The sequence below is a fragment of the archaeon CG10_big_fil_rev_8_21_14_0_10_43_11 genome (assembly GCA_002763265.1).
In the GTDB taxonomy this organism is placed as follows: Archaea; Nanobdellota; Nanobdellia; order PEZQ01; family PEZQ01; genus PEZQ01.
This window is the reverse complement of the sequence record PEZQ01000007.1, coordinates 19,684-38,824: the sequence shown is the minus strand read 5'-3', so window position 1 is coordinate 38,824 and position 19,141 is coordinate 19,684. Positions and strand designations below refer to the sequence as shown.

The window sequence follows — 19,141 nt, the reverse complement described above, 5'->3', positions numbered from 1 at the left end:
ACTGATTTATCTTTTAAATGTTTGTTGCTCAAAAGACTATACTTCATGTTGTGTACGAACTTTTAATAAATCATGACGACCCGTATATCCTATGGTGGGACGGGGTTTTGTGTCGTGTCGTTCACTCGTAGTAGTGTTCATGCTTGCTGCAGTTTTTTTGCTTCACCCACCAGTTTCGCATGCGCTTCTTGTTGACATCCAGCGTGATGTAGCAAATGCATCAATTATAAATAATGTTATTAACTTCACGCTTCGCCTCGACATTGAACCAGCCGGAGACAGTGTTTCAGCAGATTCCGCGCCCGTTACAAACGCGACCTTAAACATTAGCGGTGCTGAAAGCAAAGTGTGCACGTTTTGGGTGAATGGTACGGCAATTAGCGGGTGCACGAATATCGTGCTCACCTCAATTACTGAGCAGAACACGACAAGTTCAGCAGACCCGCGCTACGCATCAGGCTACGGCTACGACCCTGATGACCCTTCAACTGTTGAGAACATTACTGAAACATTCAGCTCAGGCGACGGGCTCGTGCACGTTTCTGGCTATACTATGACTGGAGGAAGTGGGCCTGAATTCCAGATTAACGCGTCATGGAATGTATCACTTGACACCGCAACAACCGGCGGGTATAGTGCTAATTTTGAAGTATATACTGAGGACGGGTCAAAAAACCAAATATTTTTTGACAACACGCCTGTTGTGTTTGGCGTTGATTTGCAAAAACCAACCCTGGTTCTCACCTACCCGCTCAACAAGACCTACAATGAAACATTTCAGGGCATTGACGTGAATCTTACCTTCACTCCAACTGATGAAACATCCTCAACACTGAGCTGTAATTACACACTCAACAATGTAAACTACACTATTGGCAGTGTCACGTCTGCTGCAGCAAAAAACGTGAGCCTGAGCATTACTAATAATTCGCGCGCAAACTACACAACAAACGTGTGGTGTGCAGATGGTTCTGGAAACATTAACGCCTCAAAAACCCAGTACTTTATTGTTGGCGGTGTTAAAGCAAACATCACCCTTCTCCAACCCCAAAACACAACATATGCATACCCTCAAGTTGACGCCCTCTTTAAAATAACTGATGACAATTCAAGCGTGGCCAATTGCAATTACACCCTTAACAGCACGTCATACCCGCTTGGAAACGTGACGGTTGCAGTAGAGCGCGCCTTTACCCTGCCTGTTCTTAACAATAACACACACAGCCTTGCTATTTCCTGCACTGACGCAGATAGTCTTGAAGCATTCTCAACCACGCGCTACTTTACTATCGCATACGCGCCGTCAAGTGAAAACATAACGGCAACCCCATCAAACGTGAGCGCCATACAGGAAGCCCAGGAGGTGAGCGCGATTACTCAAAACTCGTCAGTCACGTTTAACTACACAAACTCGAGCACGATTCTTGTGCGTGCAATTACGGTAAACGCCACGCAAAATGCGTCAGGCGTGCGCATCACCGTTCAAAAACTGGATACCGCGCCAACACTCACACCTGAAAGCGAGGGTGAGGTGTATTCATATCTTAATATTATTCCCATTAACCTAAGCGACACAAATATTTCCCAGGTTGTTATCAGTTTTGAAGTCAACAAGTCATGGTATTCAGGCAATGGCTTTTTGGTTACTGACACGCGGCTTCGACGCTTTACTAATAATTCATGGGATATTCTTCCAACCACGTTTACTGGAAGCGGTAGCACAGTTCACTATTTTAGTGCAACAAGTGAAGGATTCTCCTATTATGCTATCACGATTCCAACCCAGCAGGAATTAAGTGAAGAAACAACAACTGAGCAAAACCAAACCGTGAGCGCAAACGAGACGGCACAAAACCAAACACAAACCAATCAAACCGTGAGCGCAAACGAGACGGCGCAAAACCAGACTCAAGAACAACAAACCGTGCAGGAAACAACCCCCCAGCAAAACATAACCCTGCCGCAAGCACCCACCGAAGAAAGCGGAGAAATGAGCGTGATTACACGGGTACTCATCATTGTCGCACTTTCAATTCTTGGAGGCGGTGCAGTCGTGGTTTACGTGCTTCGCGATAAAATATTTGTGGACTTGAAAAAACCAAAAACCCCACCCACACCTCCCGCAGTAACTGAAATAAAACCCCCAATGTTGCCACCCTCACAAGGCATGCCCGCAGCAAAAGCACCGCCAAAGCGCATTACAAAAAACGTGCCAACCCTGCCTGCAAAGCCGCCGCGCGAATCAAACACGCAAGCGTATGCACGCCAATTGCTTGCGTATGCTGAGCATATTGAAAAAATCCCGGCACCACCGCAAAAAAAGCAAGCCATAACTGTGTATGCCGCGCAAGTACGCGCGTACGCGCACGCACTGCTTGGAAAACCGCACGCTCAGGCAGTGCGTAAAACAGAAAAACCAGAACTCTCAGCAAAAAAACAGCGCGAAATCATTCGCAGAGCTGAAGCAGAGCTTGCAAAAGAAGAAGCAGAAATCAAAAAACACGTTGAAATGGGAAGCAATTCTAGCGAAGACGACCTGTCAGGAGAAGAGGACGTGCCAAGCGATGAAGAACTTGCAGAAATCGAGGCGCTTGACGAAGCAGACATTCAATCCCGCATTAGTTCAAATCTAAAAGAAGAAAAAGAACTCCTTGAAGAACTCTCAAAAGAAAAAAACAGTCCTCATCAAAAGAAGAACCAAAAATGATGCCCGCGCAAGTCAGCAAAACAAAAAATGTCTAAGGGAAAAAAACGTACAACCAAATCATGCTTGGTGCGTCTCTTGAATCATAACACTTTTAAATGGTTTTTTTATTAAGATTATATGGCAGCTCAGTTCCCGTTAGCACTCACGTTTGATGATGTGCTTCTCAAACCCGCGTTTTCTCAGGTTCTTCCAAAAAATGTTGACACGCGTGCACGGCTTACAAAAACCATTACGCTTGCTATTCCGCTTATGAGCGCAAGCATGGATACCGTAACCACGGCGCGCATGGCAATTGCAATGGCGCGCGAAGGAGGCATGGGCATTGTGCACAAAAACATGTCAATTGATAAACAGGCAGATGAGGTTCGAAAAGTTAAGCGCTCAGAGAGCGGCGTCATTATTGACCCGTATCACCTTTCTCCACATAATCTCGTAAGCGAAGCTCGCGCGCTTATGGAGGTAAAACATATTTCCGGCGTGCCCATTGTTGACAAACACAACGTGCTTGTTGGCATACTCACGAACCGTGATTTGCGCTTTTTTGAAGGACCAGACCAGACAATTGAAAACGTGATGACAAAACATAATCTTGTTACCGCCAGCAGTACAACCACTATTGAGCAAGCAAAACAAGTGCTCTCAAAACATAAAATTGAGAAACTTCCCCTTGTTGATGCAAAAAACGTGTTGCGCGGTCTTATTACTATTCGTGACATTGAAAACGCAAAGAAATTTCCAAACACCTCAAAAGATGCGCACGGCAGGCTTCTTGTTGGTGCTGCAGTTGGTGTTTCAAACGACACGCATGAGCGCGCAGAAGCGCTTGTGAACGCGGGCGTTGACGTGCTTGTAGTTGACACGGCTCATGGCCACTCAAAAGGCGTGCTTGACACCATCAAAGAACTCAAAAATGATTATGCGCACGTGCCGGTTATTGGCGGCAATGTGGCAACAAAACAAGCAACCCACGACCTCATACAAGCCGGCGCTGACCTGGTGAAAGTGGGCGTGGGTCCGGGCTCAATTTGCACTACGCGCATTGTTGCCGGTGTTGGCGTGCCTCAGGTGAGCGCAATTATGGAGTGTTCACGCGTTGCGCGCGAGCAGGGTATTGCAGTCATTGCTGACGGGGGCATCACGTATTCAGGGGACCTGGTCAAAGCGCTTGCATGCGGCGCAAACGCAGTCATGGCAGGAAGCTTATTTGCAGGCGCTGATGAGAGTCCAGGCGAGCGCGTTATTTACAAGGGGCGCAGCTACAAGGTGTATCGCGGCATGGGCTCAATTGGGGCAATGAAAGAAGGCAGTAAAGACCGCTACTTCCAGGAAGGCGAGAAAAAACTGGTTCCCGAAGGCATTGAAGGGCGTGTGCCATACCGCGGACCAGTGCGCGACACCGTGTTCCAGCTTGTTGGCGGGCTTCGCTCAGGCATGGGTTATTGTGGCGCAAAAAGCATTGATGCACTGCAAAAGAACGCGCAATTTGTACGCGTCACTGGAGCAGGACTCAAAGAAAGCCATCCTCACAGCGTGGCAATTACAAAAGAATCGCCAAACTATTCCACGCGCTAAGCAGTGAAATCAGAAAGCGCGTACTGGTGTAGGTCCTCTCCATTAAATGATTCAAGCGTTTCAATCATTTTTTTTTCCCGATGACGGCTAATCCAGTAGTAGCGCTCATCAATACACCCTTTAGTCATGAGTACGTACACCCTGCCAAACGCGGTTCTGCCAACTCTGCCTTTTCGCTGAACGCTTCGAAGCGCTGAGCTTACTGGTTCAAAAAACACGCCAATGTCAGCATCACTCACGTGAATGCCCTCCTCACCAATGCTTGTTGAACAAAGCACATTGTACTCGCCGTGTTTGAATTTTTCAAGAATATCCTGCTGCTTTTTTTGCGTCATACCTTCTTTTTGACCAACAAACACGCTTGCATGCACGCCTTTTATTTCGTTGAGCTGTTTGACCAGTTCGCGCGCGGTTTCACGAAGCGACACGAAAATAATGATGCGTGAATGCGCCATGTCCTGTTTTTTAATAAGGTCTTTGAGCACGTCATATTTTGGGTGCTCGCTTGTGGTGTCAAACGCTTTGGTAAACGCAAACGTGAAATCAGGAATGCTAAACAAAAGTTGGGACGATTTGGTTCGCTCACGCTGTTTTTTGAGCTTGTCAAAATATGCTTGCAATGGTTTGATTCCGTTGACCTGCACGAGTTCAAGCGCGTGCAACACTTTGTGCGCGCCAGCAGCAAGCTTGATTGCTTCAAACACGCGCGTGTTTGGCTCGCCGCGCGCAACCACGCTTTGCAAGTGTGCTTGCAGTTTGATAAGGTCGCGCTTGTACACGTTGCTTGTGCGTTCAAGCACGTCAAGCTCAACAAGCCCCGAGAGCATGATAGTTGCTGCTTTTTCAAGATGAGCTTTGATTGCGTTAAGCTCTTTTGGCAAAGTAACAATGAGGGGTGTAATCTTTTTTTCCTGCACGTAAGGTTTTACCGTAGGGTCGTCTTCACCGCGCACTTCAACCCGGTCAAGACGCAGGTTTTTGCAAATTGTTTTTATTTTCTCCTTTGAATGGCCGGGTGACGCGCTCAGCGCGAGCACGTTGCCGTACCTTGATTTTTGCGCGTATTGCTCTGCAACAAAATTGTATGCATACTCTCCGTCACTTGCGCGGTGTGCTTCATCAACAATAAGCAAGCTCACTAGAGAAAGATTGAACCTGCTTGTGAGAATATCATTTTCAAGAGTTTGGGGCGTGCAAAACACGACCCGTGCTTTTTTGTATGCTTCAACGCGTTCGCGTGGCGGGATTTTGCCGGTTGCAACAAGCATTGGCACGTCAAGATAGTCTTCAAACAATGCTTTGTGCTGTTCAACAAGTGGCTTTGTCGGCGCCATAAACACAACCACGCTTTTGGGATTCTCCCGTAATCGCAAAACCGTTAAACCCAGTGCTATGAGGGTTTTCCCAAGCCCCGTTGGCAGCACGACAAGCGTGTTATGCGCTTTTGCCGCGTTAAGCAAGTGTTCTTGATAGAGTCGCAGTTTCAATTCTTTTTTGAGCATGGATATACCTTTTTACCGGTGTTATTACATAAATGTCTTGCATGCGCTGTCCGCTATTAATTTAAGGGGAGACGGCAAGACACATTTAATAATATACCGTGCAAATACTTTACTATGGTTGCATGGCTTGATGGCTTCACGCTTGCGCGATTTTCTGAAGTAGTAGTTCGGACCACTATCATTTTTTTCTTCACCTTTCTTGTTATGCGCATTCGCGGCCAGCGCCAGCTCGCGCACCTCAACCTTTTTGACCTTGTTATTATTATTGGGCTTGGCTCAGCAGTGGGCGATGCTATGATTTATGGTGATGAAGTTGTACACCTTCTTACCAGCATGACGGCAATTGCAACAATTGTTATTCTCATTTGGGGTGTGGAAAACATTCTTGAACGCTCACCTTACTGGCTTGTTGCTATTATTGAAGGAAAAAGCACGGTTCTTGTAAGAAACGGGAAAATCGTCAAAGAAGCGTTGCGAAAAATCAACCTGCATGAAGAAGAATTGCGCGCAAAGCTTCGAGAAAGCAATGTGCACTCAATCTCAGGCATTCGTGAAGTCAGGCTTGAGCCTGATGGCGGCATAAGTATTACGCGAAAACGCCCCCCCACAAAAAAGCAGGCGGAGAGTAAAAATCTTTAAGAGCGGTAACTGAGTGAATACTATGCGATGAGAATATTTCATGCGCTTACCATCTCTGTTTCGCTTGCACTCCTTCTTTTCGCGCTTGTTCTGCTCTTTAATACGCAGTACCCTGTGCTAGACTCAGCGCTTTTCCAAAAAACTGACACGCCAACAAAACTGTACTGGTTTATTCCTGATGGCATGCGCGCAGAACCCAAACTCTTCACCGTCTATGAGTGGGCGCAAAACGGGCTTTTGCCAAATATCAAATATTTAATGGACCACGGCACGTATGGATACTCTATTCCTACCTTTCCTTCTCACACACCCACCAATTTTGCAACACTTCTTACCGGAACCCTTCCTGAACTGCACGGCGTTGCTGACGGACCAATGCACGTTGAGGGCGCGCCCCTTGATAAACCATCAGTAAAAGGGTTTGCGTCAACTGCAAAAAAAATACCCTCAGCATGGACGCTCTTTGAGGATGCAGGAAAAAGCGTAGCTCTTCTTTCTGTTCCCGGTTCAACACCGCCTGAACTAAGTGAAGGCGTAACCATTCTTGGACGCTGGGGCGGGTGGGGGTTTGAAAATCCCGCACTCATTTTTGAACCGCAATCACGCGCAGACTTTAGAAAATCACTTGGCAGAGGGGCAAAACTGTTCTACCTTGGCCAAGCACTCACACAATTCATCCCTGAATCAGAACCAACAAACTGGGTATTTGGCTTTGAATCATTTAGCCCGGCAAAAGAACTCGCCCTCACCGCGTATGGCGCAACTATTTACGCACTTATCACGGACTCAACTGATGACAACACGCAAAACTATGACACGCTTATCGCGTCAACTGACAAGCAAAACCGTGTCACGCTCTTGCAAGGGGAGTGGAGCGAGTGGACAAACATCACGCTTGCTTGGAATAATTTTACGTACAAATCCGCGTTTAGAATCCATCCCATTTTTATAAAAGAAGACGGCACGTTCAGGTTGCGCGTGTTTTATGATAATTTCAACCCAACTGTTATTGACCCGCAAGAAGCATTTGAACACGTGCATGAAAAAACAGGACCCATGGTTGATTTTGTTGACAACTTCCCACCACAACTCATCTATGAAAAAGAAGATAAGCAAACCTTTCTTGATGAAGCATTTTTCTCACTTGACTGGCATAAAAACGCAGTTGGCGCAATCTATGACACGCTCAATCCTGATGTGTTTATCCACGACATTTACACGCCAAACCAGATGCTCACGGGCAAGTGGTGGATGAGCGCGTTTGTTCAAGGAAACACAAGCGAACGCAGTGACGTGCTTCGCATGTACCAGGCCCTTGACGCGATTATTGGCAAAGCACTAAACAACACTGATGAGAACACGCTTTTTGTCCTCAGTTCAGACCATGGCGCAGTTGAACTCAAACGCCAAGTGCACCTTAACAATTATTTTGCACAAAAAGGCTGGCTTTCATTTACTATTAACAATCAAACAGGAGAGCCAATTATTGACTGGGACAAAACACGCGTAATCTTTCTTAAGATGAGCAATGTGTACATAAACCCAAACGGTCTTGGCGGAAACTGGCAGCGCGCCTCAGGACCAGAATACGAAGCATTGCGTAATGAAGTTGTCCACGCACTTTACGCGCTTGAAGATGAGGACGGTTCAAAGCCCGCGGCAAGTGTTGTTCGATGGGAAGACGCGCCCCGCTACCTTGACCTGCCGCAAGACCGTGTTGGCGATTTGCTTCTTGCAAACATTCCCGGCTACGGCTGGTATGAGGAGATGGATGAGAAATACACAATCTTTTCAACACCACTCAAAACCGGCTACAAACAAGCTATTTTTGCTCAAGAAGAAAACGGCATGTGGACGCCCTTTATTATTATGGGCAAAGGCATTAGCAAGAACGTTTCACTTGACATGCCCATTCGCCACCAAGACCAGTTGCCTACTATTCTAAGCGCAATGGGAATGGACATTCCTGCTTACATGCAGGGGTACGTAATTAATCAGGCGTTTGCGGACACGTAAGGTTTTGTGCGAGTTTTGAGAAATCATAGCTTTCTCCGCTGCTTGTATGACAATACTTGAATTCGTAGAGATACTGTTCACAGCCCAACACCCCCATAAGACAAGAATATGCAACAAGGTCTTTTGAGCACACGCCAACTGTTTTTTGCGAGCCTGCAAACACGCGGTACGCACGCGCGCTCACATTCCCCTGCATGACGGGCAAAAACTCGTCAGGACAAACAATTTTTTTTGTCACCGCACCAGGATAGGGTGCTTCTGATTCGGCAAATATGCTTTCAAATGAGCGAACCCACGAATCATAATATGCAGCTTGTTCTGCTCCGCTAAGCGCATAGATGTTGAGCATTTTGTAGGTTGACGCGTTCTCAAACTCGTAGCGCACATGTTCAACACCGGCAACATCGCTTGCGCGCACAAAATGCGTGTTCTCAAAGCCGGCAAGCAGAACCTGCGGGCCAGCAGTACACCCAAGAAGGAAGACAAGAAACAAAACCGCGCGCGTCATACCATTTTGTGTTAGACATGCTTCATTAATAAACGCTTAGCGAAAACCCGCGCTGCTTTTGTAAAACGAGACAAGCGCACGATATATATCAGTTGATTCAACATTCATTTCTTCTGCAAGGTTGCGCGTTTCATTTGGGTCGTCGCGTACGTTATATAATTCAACATTTTTCGCACTAAAAAAATCCTGCACTGCAAGCCTGAGCGTGCCGTCAGTTACCATATACGCGTTTGACGTGTTTTGGCTCTCGCCAAACACGTAGTCATGGCTTGCTTGCCAAATGTTGACGCCGTCAAGCCCGCGCGGCGCGTCAAAACCAAGCATGCTTACGAATGTGGGGAAAAAATCAGTGTTACTCATCAAATACGTAATGTCGCGCGCAGTTGAAGATGGCGTGCGCACGCGAACGGGGATGTGCACACTGCTTTGGTAAAAATCAGTGCGAGACAGCCAGTGCTCAAACACTTCTGTGCCATGGTCTGAGCCAAGCATGATAATGCTGTTATTCACTAAGCCTGATGATTCAAAATACTCAAAAAGCGCTTTGAGTTGCGCGTCCATTTCAAGATACGTGTCATAATCTCGTGCGTGCACATAATCAATATCTTCTTGCGTAAGCGCGAGTGGGCCCTGCGCGGTGTTCAGCGTGAATGCAAGACCTGCGTCAGTTCTTTGTGCGGTAATATTATTGAAAAACGGCGCCTCCAAATACACATTAGTAAGCGGTCCTGTGTAGTTGAGCGCGCTACTAATGGCGCCCGTCTTGTAAGGGCGTCTTAAATTGAAAAATGAGATTACCATAAAAAAAGGTCCTTCTTGAGATTCAAGCGCAGAAATTACCTGGGCGCGAGTTGTTGCGTTAAGATAGATTATTTCTTGTGCGTACTCAAACTTTTCAAGAATATTATAAATTGAGCCAAGATGGCTTGACCCGCTAAACACGCTGGTGTTGTATCCTTGTGCAGCAAGAAATTGCGCGATATTTGTAATAGTGTCAGGAAGCCGTGAGGCTTGGTCATAGAGCGCGCCATGACGTGATGGGTAGACGCCGGTAAGAAATGAGCTATGGCTTGGCAGCGTCCAGGGAGCAGTTGAGTACACGTTTGTGAAATTCCACGCGTCTGCAAAAAAGGCATCAATGGAGGGCGTGTACGGACCAACCCTGTCTTGGCGAAGCAGTTCAGGAATGATTACAATTAAATTGCACCCCTTACAATCAGTGTTAATACTTTGCTTTTCAAGAAACACAAACACGGTTTGTGCGTTGATTCCAAGAACAAGAAACCCAATAAACACGATAACGCCAATCTTTGCTCCCGCGCGCAGTTTTGAGATGATGGTGACAAGAACACCAAGGATAAGCGATACATACACCACGCGCATAAGCACTGCCAAAACAACCATGTTATTTGCTCTCCCTACTCTATTATTGTTTGTTTGCGCGAATTAAAAACATTGCTACGAGCGCGAGAACAACGTGATTTGGTCAAAATAGGTTTGCGCGCCAGTAAGCCCGTACACGTTGTAATTCTCGCCGGGGTCGTTTTTGATATTGTATAATTCAATAGTGCCAAGAAAGTGCTCGTTTTCAACAAGCAGTTTGTACGTGCCGTCAGTTACCATGTATTTGTGTCGCGGAATATCTGATTCACCAAAAATATAGTCATGGCTTTCATTCCAGATGTTGATGCCATCAATGTTTTTTGGCACGTCAAGACCAACAAGCGCGCTGAGGCTTGGAAACAAGTCAACATTACTCATAAGTTTGGTGTATGTTGTTTTTGTAGCCTGCGGGATGCGCAAAAGCAGAGGTGTATTCATCACTGGCTCGTACATAAGACTGTGCGAGAGCCAGTGCTCGTAGAGTTCCTCACCATGATTGCTTGTTAAAACCACAATCGTGTTATTGAGAATACCGCGCGCTTCAAGCGCGTCAAACACTGATTTGAGCTTGCTATCAAGATGCACCACGTTGTCCGCGTAGCGCGCCCGAAAATAAGCAACATCTTCATCACTAAGGGTGACAATACTCTGGTTTGAAGTCACGAATGCTCGTGAAAGATTGACAATGTTTTGCACGTATAATTCACCCGTGTGCTCAAGCGAGCGCGTTGAAATCGGGTCTGAAGCAAGAACGCCCGTATACCCTGTTGCCGCGCTCACTGGTCCGTAGCGGTTGTAGGGGTCATGCACATCGTACACAGACATGAGCATGAGAAAAGGTTCTATGGTAAACGCTTCAATGGTGTCAAGCGCGATATCAAGGTTGTTTTCAAAACGGTATAGCTCGCGCGCATAACTAAAACCACGCGTTAAATTATAATCCGCACCCATATGACCTCCGCCATTAAGCGAAATCGTGAAATACCCGTTTTTTGCAAAATACTGCGCCATAGTCATAATATCCTCACTAAAATTGTAGCCGTTATGAATGAGTTTATGGTTTTTTGGATACAAACCAGTCAGCATTGATGTATGGCTTGGCAGCGTCCAGGGCGCGGTTCCATAATAGTTTGTAAACTTCCATGCATCTGCAAAAAAAGCATCAATGGAGGGCGTGTACGAAACGCCTGAATACACGCCAAGATAATCTTTTCGCAACACTTCAGGAACAATAATTACCACGTTGCAGCCCTCGCACGTTGGCGCAACCGGGTCGTGTGCAAAAAAACCAGTAACATACGGTCCGCTCACCATAAGTGCAACAAACGCAAAAAAGCCGAGCGCGGGAAAAAATAAGCGCTTATCCCGCTGATACATGTAGCCAAGAACACTTGCAGCAATCACCACGCCTAACACGATGTTTGCAATCTCGCCATTCATAGCAGTATATTCTTAGAACAATACTGCAAATAAAACTAATGATTAAAAAAAGAAGTTGCGTGCGGGGAGAGGGATTCGAACCCACGAAGAGACTAACTCACAGGATCTTGAGTCCTGCGCCTTTGACCACTCGGCAATCCCCGCAACATTGACTGCTTTGACAAGTGTTTGATTTAAAAATTTATAGGATAAAAAAATAAGGCAGGCTATGCGAGTTTGCTTAATTGTTCATTAATCCGTTCAAGGTCGCGTCTAAAACTCTTAATGCGTTCAAGCTCCTCAATGCGCGTCTTTTCAGGCGTTTTGACCTCAATGGTTTCGCTCTTTACTGATTGCATTTGTTGCTTGCGTGCCGCAACTTTTTGTTTAAGCTCTTTTTTGCGATGCGTCTTTGACGGGTGTTTGATTTTGATTTTTGGAATAACCTTCTTGAAATGCTTGAATTCCTGAAGAAAATCCATCATCTGGTCAAGAAAATGGACTTTTGCAACATCATACCCTTCTCTGAGTTTTTTCAGCTCTTCGACCGCTTCTTCACTAATGTGCATGAGGTGCTTGTATGTTTCAATATCAGAACTAACTATGTCTGGATTTTCTATGCCCACAAACACTGGTTTAAGCGTGCTACTCATAATCTTCACGAGCTTCTTTGAACGTTTTCTCCAAGTCAATGACCACGTCTTCCATTCGTTTCATCGCACCTTTGAGCGTGTCAATCTTTTTGACTTCCTCATCTTTGAGGTTTTCCATTTTTGCAAGCGTTGCAGTCAAGTCTTTGAGTCGTTCATTCATTTTTTTCACACTTGCCCGAACATCGGTGTACTTGTCAACTTTGATAAACAAGTGCGGTTCAGGGTGTCGCACGTTTTGAATTGTCTGCAACCCCTGCAGGTGAGATTCTGACTTCATCGCAGGCTTTGGCATGCTTTGCATTGCCGGTTTTGGCATTTCTGGTTTTGGTGCAGAAATGGTTGGATAACTCATTGGTTTTGATGGCATAGACGCTGCTGGGCGTGGAGGAAGTTTGAAAGGCTCAGCTGTCATCTTCTTGTTTTTATCATCAGATTTCATAAATAACTCCTTAATCCCCATAATTTCATTCACCTTCCCTACTCAATTCATGGGACCCAATAGTATATAAATATTATTAAGCACGGTCTTTTGCGCACCACTCATAACTGATATGGAACTTTACAAAACAGCCTACAATCAGGGCATGAAAATCGCGCGCTACGAGCGCGACCCTAAGGTAGTGTTACTTGGCGTGTCGCACACGGTTGATAACTCGCTTATTCAGTACTGTTTTCTCAAGAACGTAGCACGCCCTAATGACACCGTGTGTCTGGAAGGTGTGCTTGCACGCGATGACCCGCAACCCCTTCTTGATGGTTTGCACGCAACAGTTCACGAAAAACAATTAACCAATTATATTGCATCGCGCATACAGGGCGTGTTTGCATGGCAGCCATTTCTTGCTGATGCGTATAGTATCATACCCCAATCCCTGCAAAAACCGCATCTCACGTTCTTTCTTATCGCGCCTCCAGCTCTTGGAGCAGTTAATGCTCGCGCGCGTGTTCTTGGCATGGAAGACACGTCCCTGCTTCACGCGCTTATAGATTGGGATAAAAGAGCCAGTCCTGCTCGAGATGCATCAATGGCGCGCATGATTAATTACGCACTCAACACATCAGAAGGCCGCGTGTTTGCGGTAGTTGGCAAAAACCATGTGCCTGCCATTTGCGAGCAGATGCAAACACCACCTGCAGTACTTCTTGCAGATAAAACAACGTGTGATGATGTAGCAACCTACTTTGGCGCAATGTATGCGCTTACCGTCAATGTGCGCAACAGGCTACAGGAAAAACTATGAAACAAAAACTGCTCCTTCTTGGATTACTTTGGTTTACTCTGATGTTACCCGCATCAGCACTCACCCTTGAAAAACATGATTTTATCATGAACGCAAACATCACCGTTACGAACGGAACTGTTCGCGCTGACATAGTCCTTTATAATATGCAAAACCAGACGCGAACCGTGTCACTCTACTCCTATGTATACAGCAATGGCTCAAGCGTGTCTGGCGCGTGGACACAAAACCTGCAAGAACACACGCTCGCACCATTAGGGTCGGTAAAGACCCTGCTTGAAAACAATGTGTACGTTTCAGGAACGCATGATTATAAGATTCGCATCAAAGAAGACAAAACCGTTACTGATGCAAAAGCGCGCATAACTATTAAGCAAAGTCTTAAAAAGCCTGACCCGGTTAGTCAAGATGAATTACCCGTAAGCACGCCTGTTGTGTTTGCCGCAAGCAGCGCACTGGGAATTGTGGCGTTATGGGTTGCAACACGCAAGGTGTAAAAAAGCAATGTTTGAAGTTATGTGTTCACTTGAATTATTTGGAAAACATCCACACAGCAATGAGAAAAGCAAAGAAGCCGTAGAAATGGCCGTAAAAGAATTGGTCAAACGAATCGGGCTTCGTGAAGAACTGCGCGTGCTCAAAGAAGAGTACCAGCCCGCAGAACCAATGGAAAAACAGCCTGACTTTTTTATTGCCGCAGTAGAACTGCTTGTTTCTGTTGAAACCTTTGAAGCACTTGTTGGATTCATGATTGATTTTGGACCATCTCACCTTGAAATCCTCAAACCTCATGGCAAAGTCACGCTTGACGTAAATGAAATAGAGTCAGGACTCAATGAAGCACTCTTTAAAATTCAGGAACTTGACAAAACACTCAAAATAACGGCAAACACGCTTCTCAAACTCCAGCGCCAAGGCTCACAGCAACAAAACCAAAAAGAATCAACGCAATGACTCCTCACAAATCTGCGTGGAGCAGGGCGTTTGCATTTTAATGGTGATTGTAATACCTGCGTTATGCATTTTAAGCATTTAGAAATGCCCGTTTTGGCGCTGTTTCGAAACATATATAAATTTGCGTATGATGTTATCATACTAGAAGTATTAATCGAACGAGGGGTTTGCACATCTCACTTGAGGTGTTATACAGCAACCAAAGAAAATACTTCGCTAATAGTCAATTTATCAACAACCCCTCCGGAGAGGTAGGTGAATATAAAATGCAAGAGGAATTCGTAAAAACAATAAAAAGAACAGCCAAGAAATTCGCGGCAGTAGCTGTTGGTGCTGGCATGGTCGGCGCAACAGTTGCAGGTGCAGCATTCGCAGCTGACTTAAGCGGACTCCCTTCTCCACTGGTATCAAGCGGAATGTTTGATGCATACGTGGCAGTAGGCGAAAACGCTAAGCCAATTGATGTTGCAGGTGCCGTAGAAGTCGCTACCGCATTTGGACAACTAGCAACAACATCCACAGGAACAAGTGGATCAGCAACACTCGAAGTGAACTACACAACCGGTGAATCGCTTAACGCGTTTACCCTTGACACTGATACGGGCTACGTACTCGGCAGTAGCACACTTTTTGTAAACCACAGTGACGTTGCAGAGTCTTCATGGACAAGTGCAACAAACGCAGACAACATCACAGTGCTCGCAAATGTGACAACTCATGTTGGCACACAAGACATTGTGGCAGGCGGTACGTTAAGAATAAACCCTGATGGGATTAAGCTTGACATTGACGGGCTTGGATTAATCGTAAACGCAAGCGACTCTTCAAACCACGTGGTCAACTGGTCACTTGGTACGAACAGGTCTAGCAGCTTTGCGGGAGTATTCCAAGTTGGAGACCAAATCGCTTGGCTCGGTTCTGGCTATGAAATAACTGCCATTGACTCACAAAACGTGACGCTTGGCTCAACAACAACTGTTGAAGTATCTGTTGGCGCAGAATTCACTGTTGGTAGTACAACCTTTACGTTGGATGACGTTTCAACCAGTGCAGCATTAATCAGCACAGGCGGAAACACATACACCGTTAACACAACGTACTTAACCATTGGCAGTGAAAAGCTCAAACTTAACGAAAACCCATTCGTTGGCAGTACCGTTAAGAAAGCAACATTCAAAGCCATCTCAGAGAGCAACAAGTTCAAACAAGGAGACGCGTTCCCATTGAGCGCTGCATGGGTTGTCGATACGTTAAGCATTAACAGTACCGCAACTGGTGTTACAAGCCTTGTGCTCAGAAACAACCAATCGTACTCTGTCGTTTCAGGCGGAGAAGTTGCAATTGTGCCGGGCATGAACTTGATTTACGCAAACAACTCAAAAGGCGCAAACATTGAGTGGTTTAGAGTTGCTGAAAGTGCGCAAGTTGACAACGCATTCAACATTAACTCCACCGAAGACGGCGGCGCAATGTTGGACTTTTCAGACAACAGTACCGTAGACACAGTGATTCCTGGTGTGACCTATGTCCGTTTTGACGGAGATGGAACTGCATACCAAGTAACCCCTGCTCAAATCAACGACAGTGTTTACAATGCAACGTTGGAAATCGGTCGAGACGAGAGTTATGTCTACATCAACAACAGTGACGGTAAGCTTGAATTGAGACTTCGATTCTCAAACAGCTCGCTATCTTGGGATGCGTCATACCCTGTAGCAACTAACAACTTGACAGCGGGAAGCTCGCCAACATCAGCAACATGGCAAACCATTCCAACAACCGGAAGCCACGTGACTCCTTCAGGAATCAACGTGACGTACTTTGACTCAGTCAAAACCGGAACAACAAAGGATGCAGTCATTTTGAGAGCTAAAGCAGCACTTATTCAGTACAGTGCAGATGCAAACTTCGATGCAGTTGTTACCAACTTGTACACCCGCGATGGTTCAAGTAAAGTCTTTACATCAACTCAGTCTTATGGAACATACGTGTCCCAATACGGCGCACGCATTACCTGGGACGATGGTTCAGATGTAGTGACTATTACACAACCAGACGGACAAGCATTGGCAGTGGACTTCCACTTTGATGCATCAAGCGGTAACGCGTCATTCAATGCAGCAACAGATGTTAACTGGAATGGTGCAGACTCAACTGCAACTGCATTTAAGTGGGGAGCCGACAACGACTTTGCAACAAACAGCGGAAACTTGACGTCAACCTACTACCAGCTCACAGACTACAAGTCTGAAATTTACTTGGTAGATGGTAACGCAACAGCAGGATACGCTACAACGTTTGGTGACAGTAACGAAAACCTGGATACCGTGGACGACTCAGTGTTGTTTAAATTGTTTGACCGAAGCTTTGCGCTTACGGTTGGAACAAAAGCAGCACAAGAAGTTACCTTGGCAGCAGGTGAAAACACCACAGTTGGCGGAACCGGCATCAAGTTGGTCAGCTCAGCTGGCGAAGCAGTAAGCATTAACAAAGTCAGTCCAGGCTTTGCATTGCTCGACTCAGACATTGACACAGCATCAGTTGATAAGCCAATCATCGCTCTTGGTGGTAGCGCAGTCAACTCAATTGTTGTGGACCTTGTTGCTGCAGGAAGCATTGACTACACAGACTTGATTGCGTACGGCGCAAGCGGATACGCACAAATCGACTTTGTAGAAAGCGCTTTCAACGGTCAAGACGTGCTTGTTATTGCCGGCCTTGCTGGTGAAGACACGTTGATGGCTGCACGCGCAGTTGCTGCAAGCTTGTTGCAAGGAGCTCCAATCGACTTTAGTATGTACGCACAAAACAGCTTGATGCTCAACACGGGCACCACAGTTGTAAGCGACATCGCAGTTGTTGAAGCTGCTTCAGCATAAACTTAAGAAAAAAGGGTGTATACACCCTTTACTTTTCTCTTTTTTTTCTTTTTTTTGTATCCTACATTTTTGTACGTGCAATAATGTATATAAGCGCAGGAAAAGTGAGCATATACTGGTATGAGCCAAAAAGAACTCACCCTTAACAAAAGCATAATGCAAAAAGCACGCTTTGCAAAACGTGTTCTCACCTCTTTTGAAATGAAAGTAACCCTCACCCTTCTTGTTTTTGCTCTTGGCTCACTCTGGTTTGTCCTGTTTGCGCAAGGCTATCGCATTCATGTTGAGCCAACAGGGAAAATCTTACCCCCTTTTAGCGTGTCATTTACTTTTGATTATACGGCGCGCAAAGATTTTATTGTGCAAGATGAGCAGTGTGTTGCATTTGGCAGTGAAATGAAACAATACTTCACTGACCCCACACTCTCATGTGATTGTTATTATGACTTGAACAAAACTGATAACAAAGAGCTTGACATACGCACACGACCTTTCTGCACGTGCAGTTGCACAAATGATACTACAACAACCGTGATAGGCATCCGCATATGATGCGCGAAGATGAGTTTGGCATTTTGCAGTATGTTACACAAAGCCCCGGCGTCGGCGGGACGTTTAACACGTTTTTTTCTGATTTTATTGTTGAAGAGCGCGACTATTACGGTCAGACAAGCATTACGCCCACACTTGCAAACAAGATTAGTGATGCATTGTTTTTTTTGAAAAAACCAAAAAAATACGTGCACGCAACCCTGGTCAAGCAGGACTACACCACGCTCAAAGCAGTGTCTCGCGTTGAAAAAGAAATGCGCGCAAGAGTTGGCTATGCTGGCTTAAAAGACAAGCGCGCCATAACTGCGCAGCGCATAAGCATTCCAACGCAAAACTTCCACCCCTTCAAAGAAGCTGATATACGCCTTAATGCGTATGCGTACAGCAATTACCCGCTTACGATTGGCGCCTTGTGGGGCAACCGATTCAAGGTTATACTCAGAGACACGATTCTGCCTGTTGATAGTTTTGTAGCAGAGCTTAGCGAGAAGAATTTTTGCATGCCAAACTTTTATGGCAAGCAACGGTTTGGTAATGGAACCACGCATCGCGTGGGAAAATTCTTAGTAAAAGGCGATTTTGAGCACGCAGCAAAAATGCTTCTTACTAACGGAACAAACGAGCCTGACGCGTGGCGTGGCGCGCGAAAAGAATTGTTTGACGCGTGGCCTGATATTGGCACGGTTGAATTACCCCAAAGCATGTGGAGCGAGCGCCAATTTCTTGCGCGTTTTGAGGGGAGTTTTAAAACCGCGTTTTTGCGTTTGAGAAGAGAACTGCTCTCCTTATACGTGCACGCGTACCAGTCATATCTGTTTAACCGCTGTCTTTCAAAAAAAATACGTGAACACAAACAACCCGTTACTGTTGACGTGCCTGGGTATCGAAGCGGGGAAGATGACCCGGACATGCGCGAGTTGCTTGAAAAAGAGGATGTTAGTTTTGAGGATTTTCAAACACTCAAAAAACAGGTGAGCAGTGCTGGTGAAAAGCGAAAAGCCTTTGTGCGCGTGCGCGATTTTCGCGTGCTTAAAACAAAACCAGTAACAATCCGGTTTACACTCAAGAAAGGAAGCTATGCCACAATACTTTTAAATGAGCTCATAAAACCATAGG

At 45.9% G+C, this 19,141-nt stretch carries 16 protein-coding genes and 1 tRNA gene; 10 read left to right on the top strand and 7 right to left on the bottom strand.

The genetic code is table 11. The features are described from left to right. Positions 1 to 91 precede the first annotated feature (91 nt). Together COT72_03625 and COT72_03620 are read left to right on the top strand one after the other, a co-directional pair. Positions 92 to 2,707 (top strand): hypothetical protein, encoded by a 2,616-nt coding sequence (locus COT72_03625; protein ID PIN99900.1) that lies wholly within the window; start codon positions 92 to 94, stop codon positions 2,705 to 2,707. Positions 2,708 to 2,824: 117 nt separating this feature from the next. Next, positions 2,825 to 4,279, top strand: coding sequence for an IMP dehydrogenase (locus COT72_03620; protein PIN99899.1), 1,455 nt, complete (start codon positions 2,825 to 2,827; stop codon positions 4,277 to 4,279). Here COT72_03620 and COT72_03615 read toward each other — a convergent pair. Beyond that, positions 4,276 to 5,781: a hypothetical protein gene (locus COT72_03615; protein ID PIN99898.1), complete on the bottom strand. Its 1,506-nt coding sequence runs from the start codon at positions 5,779 to 5,781 to the stop codon at positions 4,276 to 4,278. The two genes, COT72_03620 and COT72_03615, sit on opposite strands and share 4 nt — an antisense overlap. 114 nt (positions 5,782 to 5,895) lie before the next feature. On the opposite strand from COT72_03615, the gene COT72_03610 reads away from it, so the two are divergent. Next, a complete protein-coding gene (locus COT72_03610) occupies positions 5,896 to 6,420 on the top strand; it encodes a hypothetical protein (protein ID PIN99897.1) in 525 nt (174 codons plus the stop codon). Between the two features lie 27 nt (positions 6,421 to 6,447). Next, the gene (locus tag COT72_03605) at positions 6,448 to 8,436 is read left to right on the top strand and encodes a hypothetical protein (GenBank protein PIN99896.1); all 1,989 of its coding nucleotides are present in this window, start codon (positions 6,448 to 6,450) and stop codon (positions 8,434 to 8,436) included. Here the strand turns inward: COT72_03605 and COT72_03600 are convergent. The 6 genes from COT72_03600 to COT72_03575 form a co-directional block, all read right to left on the bottom strand. After that, entirely contained in the window at positions 8,411 to 8,944 is a 534-nt protein-coding gene (locus tag COT72_03600) for a hypothetical protein (GenBank protein ID PIN99895.1), read from the bottom strand. The two genes, COT72_03605 and COT72_03600, sit on opposite strands and share 26 nt — an antisense overlap. Before the next feature lie 36 nt (positions 8,945 to 8,980). After that, the gene (locus COT72_03595) at positions 8,981 to 10,348 is read right to left on the bottom strand and encodes a hypothetical protein (GenBank protein PIN99894.1); all 1,368 of its coding nucleotides are present in this window, start codon (positions 10,346 to 10,348) and stop codon (positions 8,981 to 8,983) included. A gap of 54 nt (positions 10,349 to 10,402) precedes the next feature. Next, a complete protein-coding gene (locus tag COT72_03590; protein ID PIN99893.1) occupies positions 10,403 to 11,767 on the bottom strand; it encodes a hypothetical protein in 1,365 nt (454 codons plus the stop codon). Positions 11,768 to 11,827: 60 nt separating this feature from the next. Continuing rightward, positions 11,828 to 11,911, bottom strand: a tRNA-Leu gene (locus COT72_03585). A gap of 62 nt (positions 11,912 to 11,973) precedes the next feature. Continuing rightward, positions 11,974 to 12,399: a hypothetical protein gene (locus COT72_03580; protein ID PIN99892.1), complete on the bottom strand. Its 426-nt coding sequence runs from the start codon at positions 12,397 to 12,399 to the stop codon at positions 11,974 to 11,976. Then, entirely contained in the window at positions 12,392 to 12,811 is a 420-nt protein-coding gene (locus tag COT72_03575) for a hypothetical protein (protein PIN99891.1), read from the bottom strand. Before COT72_03575 ends, COT72_03580 begins: the two co-directional genes overlap by 8 nt. Before the next feature lie 139 nt (positions 12,812 to 12,950). Here COT72_03575 and COT72_03570 point away from each other — a divergent pair, with 139 nt between their 5' ends. The 6 genes from COT72_03570 to COT72_03545 all read left to right on the top strand — a co-directional run bounded on the left by COT72_03570 (position 12,951) and on the right by COT72_03545 (position 19,140). Further along, positions 12,951 to 13,640, top strand: coding sequence for a hypothetical protein (locus tag COT72_03570; protein ID PIN99890.1), 690 nt, complete (start codon positions 12,951 to 12,953; stop codon positions 13,638 to 13,640). Continuing rightward, positions 13,637 to 14,137 carry a hypothetical protein gene (locus tag COT72_03565; protein PIN99889.1) on the top strand — a complete coding sequence of 167 codons (501 nt, stop codon included), beginning with the start codon at positions 13,637 to 13,639 and terminating at the stop codon, positions 14,135 to 14,137. Before COT72_03570 ends, COT72_03565 begins: the two co-directional genes overlap by 4 nt. Positions 14,138 to 14,144: 7 nt before the next feature. Further along, positions 14,145 to 14,594: a hypothetical protein gene (locus COT72_03560; protein ID PIN99888.1), complete on the top strand. Its 450-nt coding sequence runs from the start codon at positions 14,145 to 14,147 to the stop codon at positions 14,592 to 14,594. A 266-nt stretch (positions 14,595 to 14,860) separates the two neighbouring features. Continuing rightward, complete coding sequence (locus COT72_03555; protein PIN99887.1) at positions 14,861 to 17,473, top strand: hypothetical protein; 2,613 nt, start codon at positions 14,861 to 14,863, stop codon at positions 17,471 to 17,473. Positions 17,474 to 17,593: 120 nt separating this feature from the next. Continuing rightward, positions 17,594 to 18,025 (top strand): hypothetical protein, encoded by a 432-nt coding sequence (locus COT72_03550; protein PIN99886.1) that lies wholly within the window; start codon positions 17,594 to 17,596, stop codon positions 18,023 to 18,025. Further along, positions 18,022 to 19,140 (top strand): hypothetical protein, encoded by a 1,119-nt coding sequence (locus COT72_03545; protein PIN99885.1) that lies wholly within the window; start codon positions 18,022 to 18,024, stop codon positions 19,138 to 19,140. The genes COT72_03550 and COT72_03545 overlap by 4 nt, the downstream gene beginning before the upstream one ends. Position 19,141 lies beyond the last annotated feature (1 nt).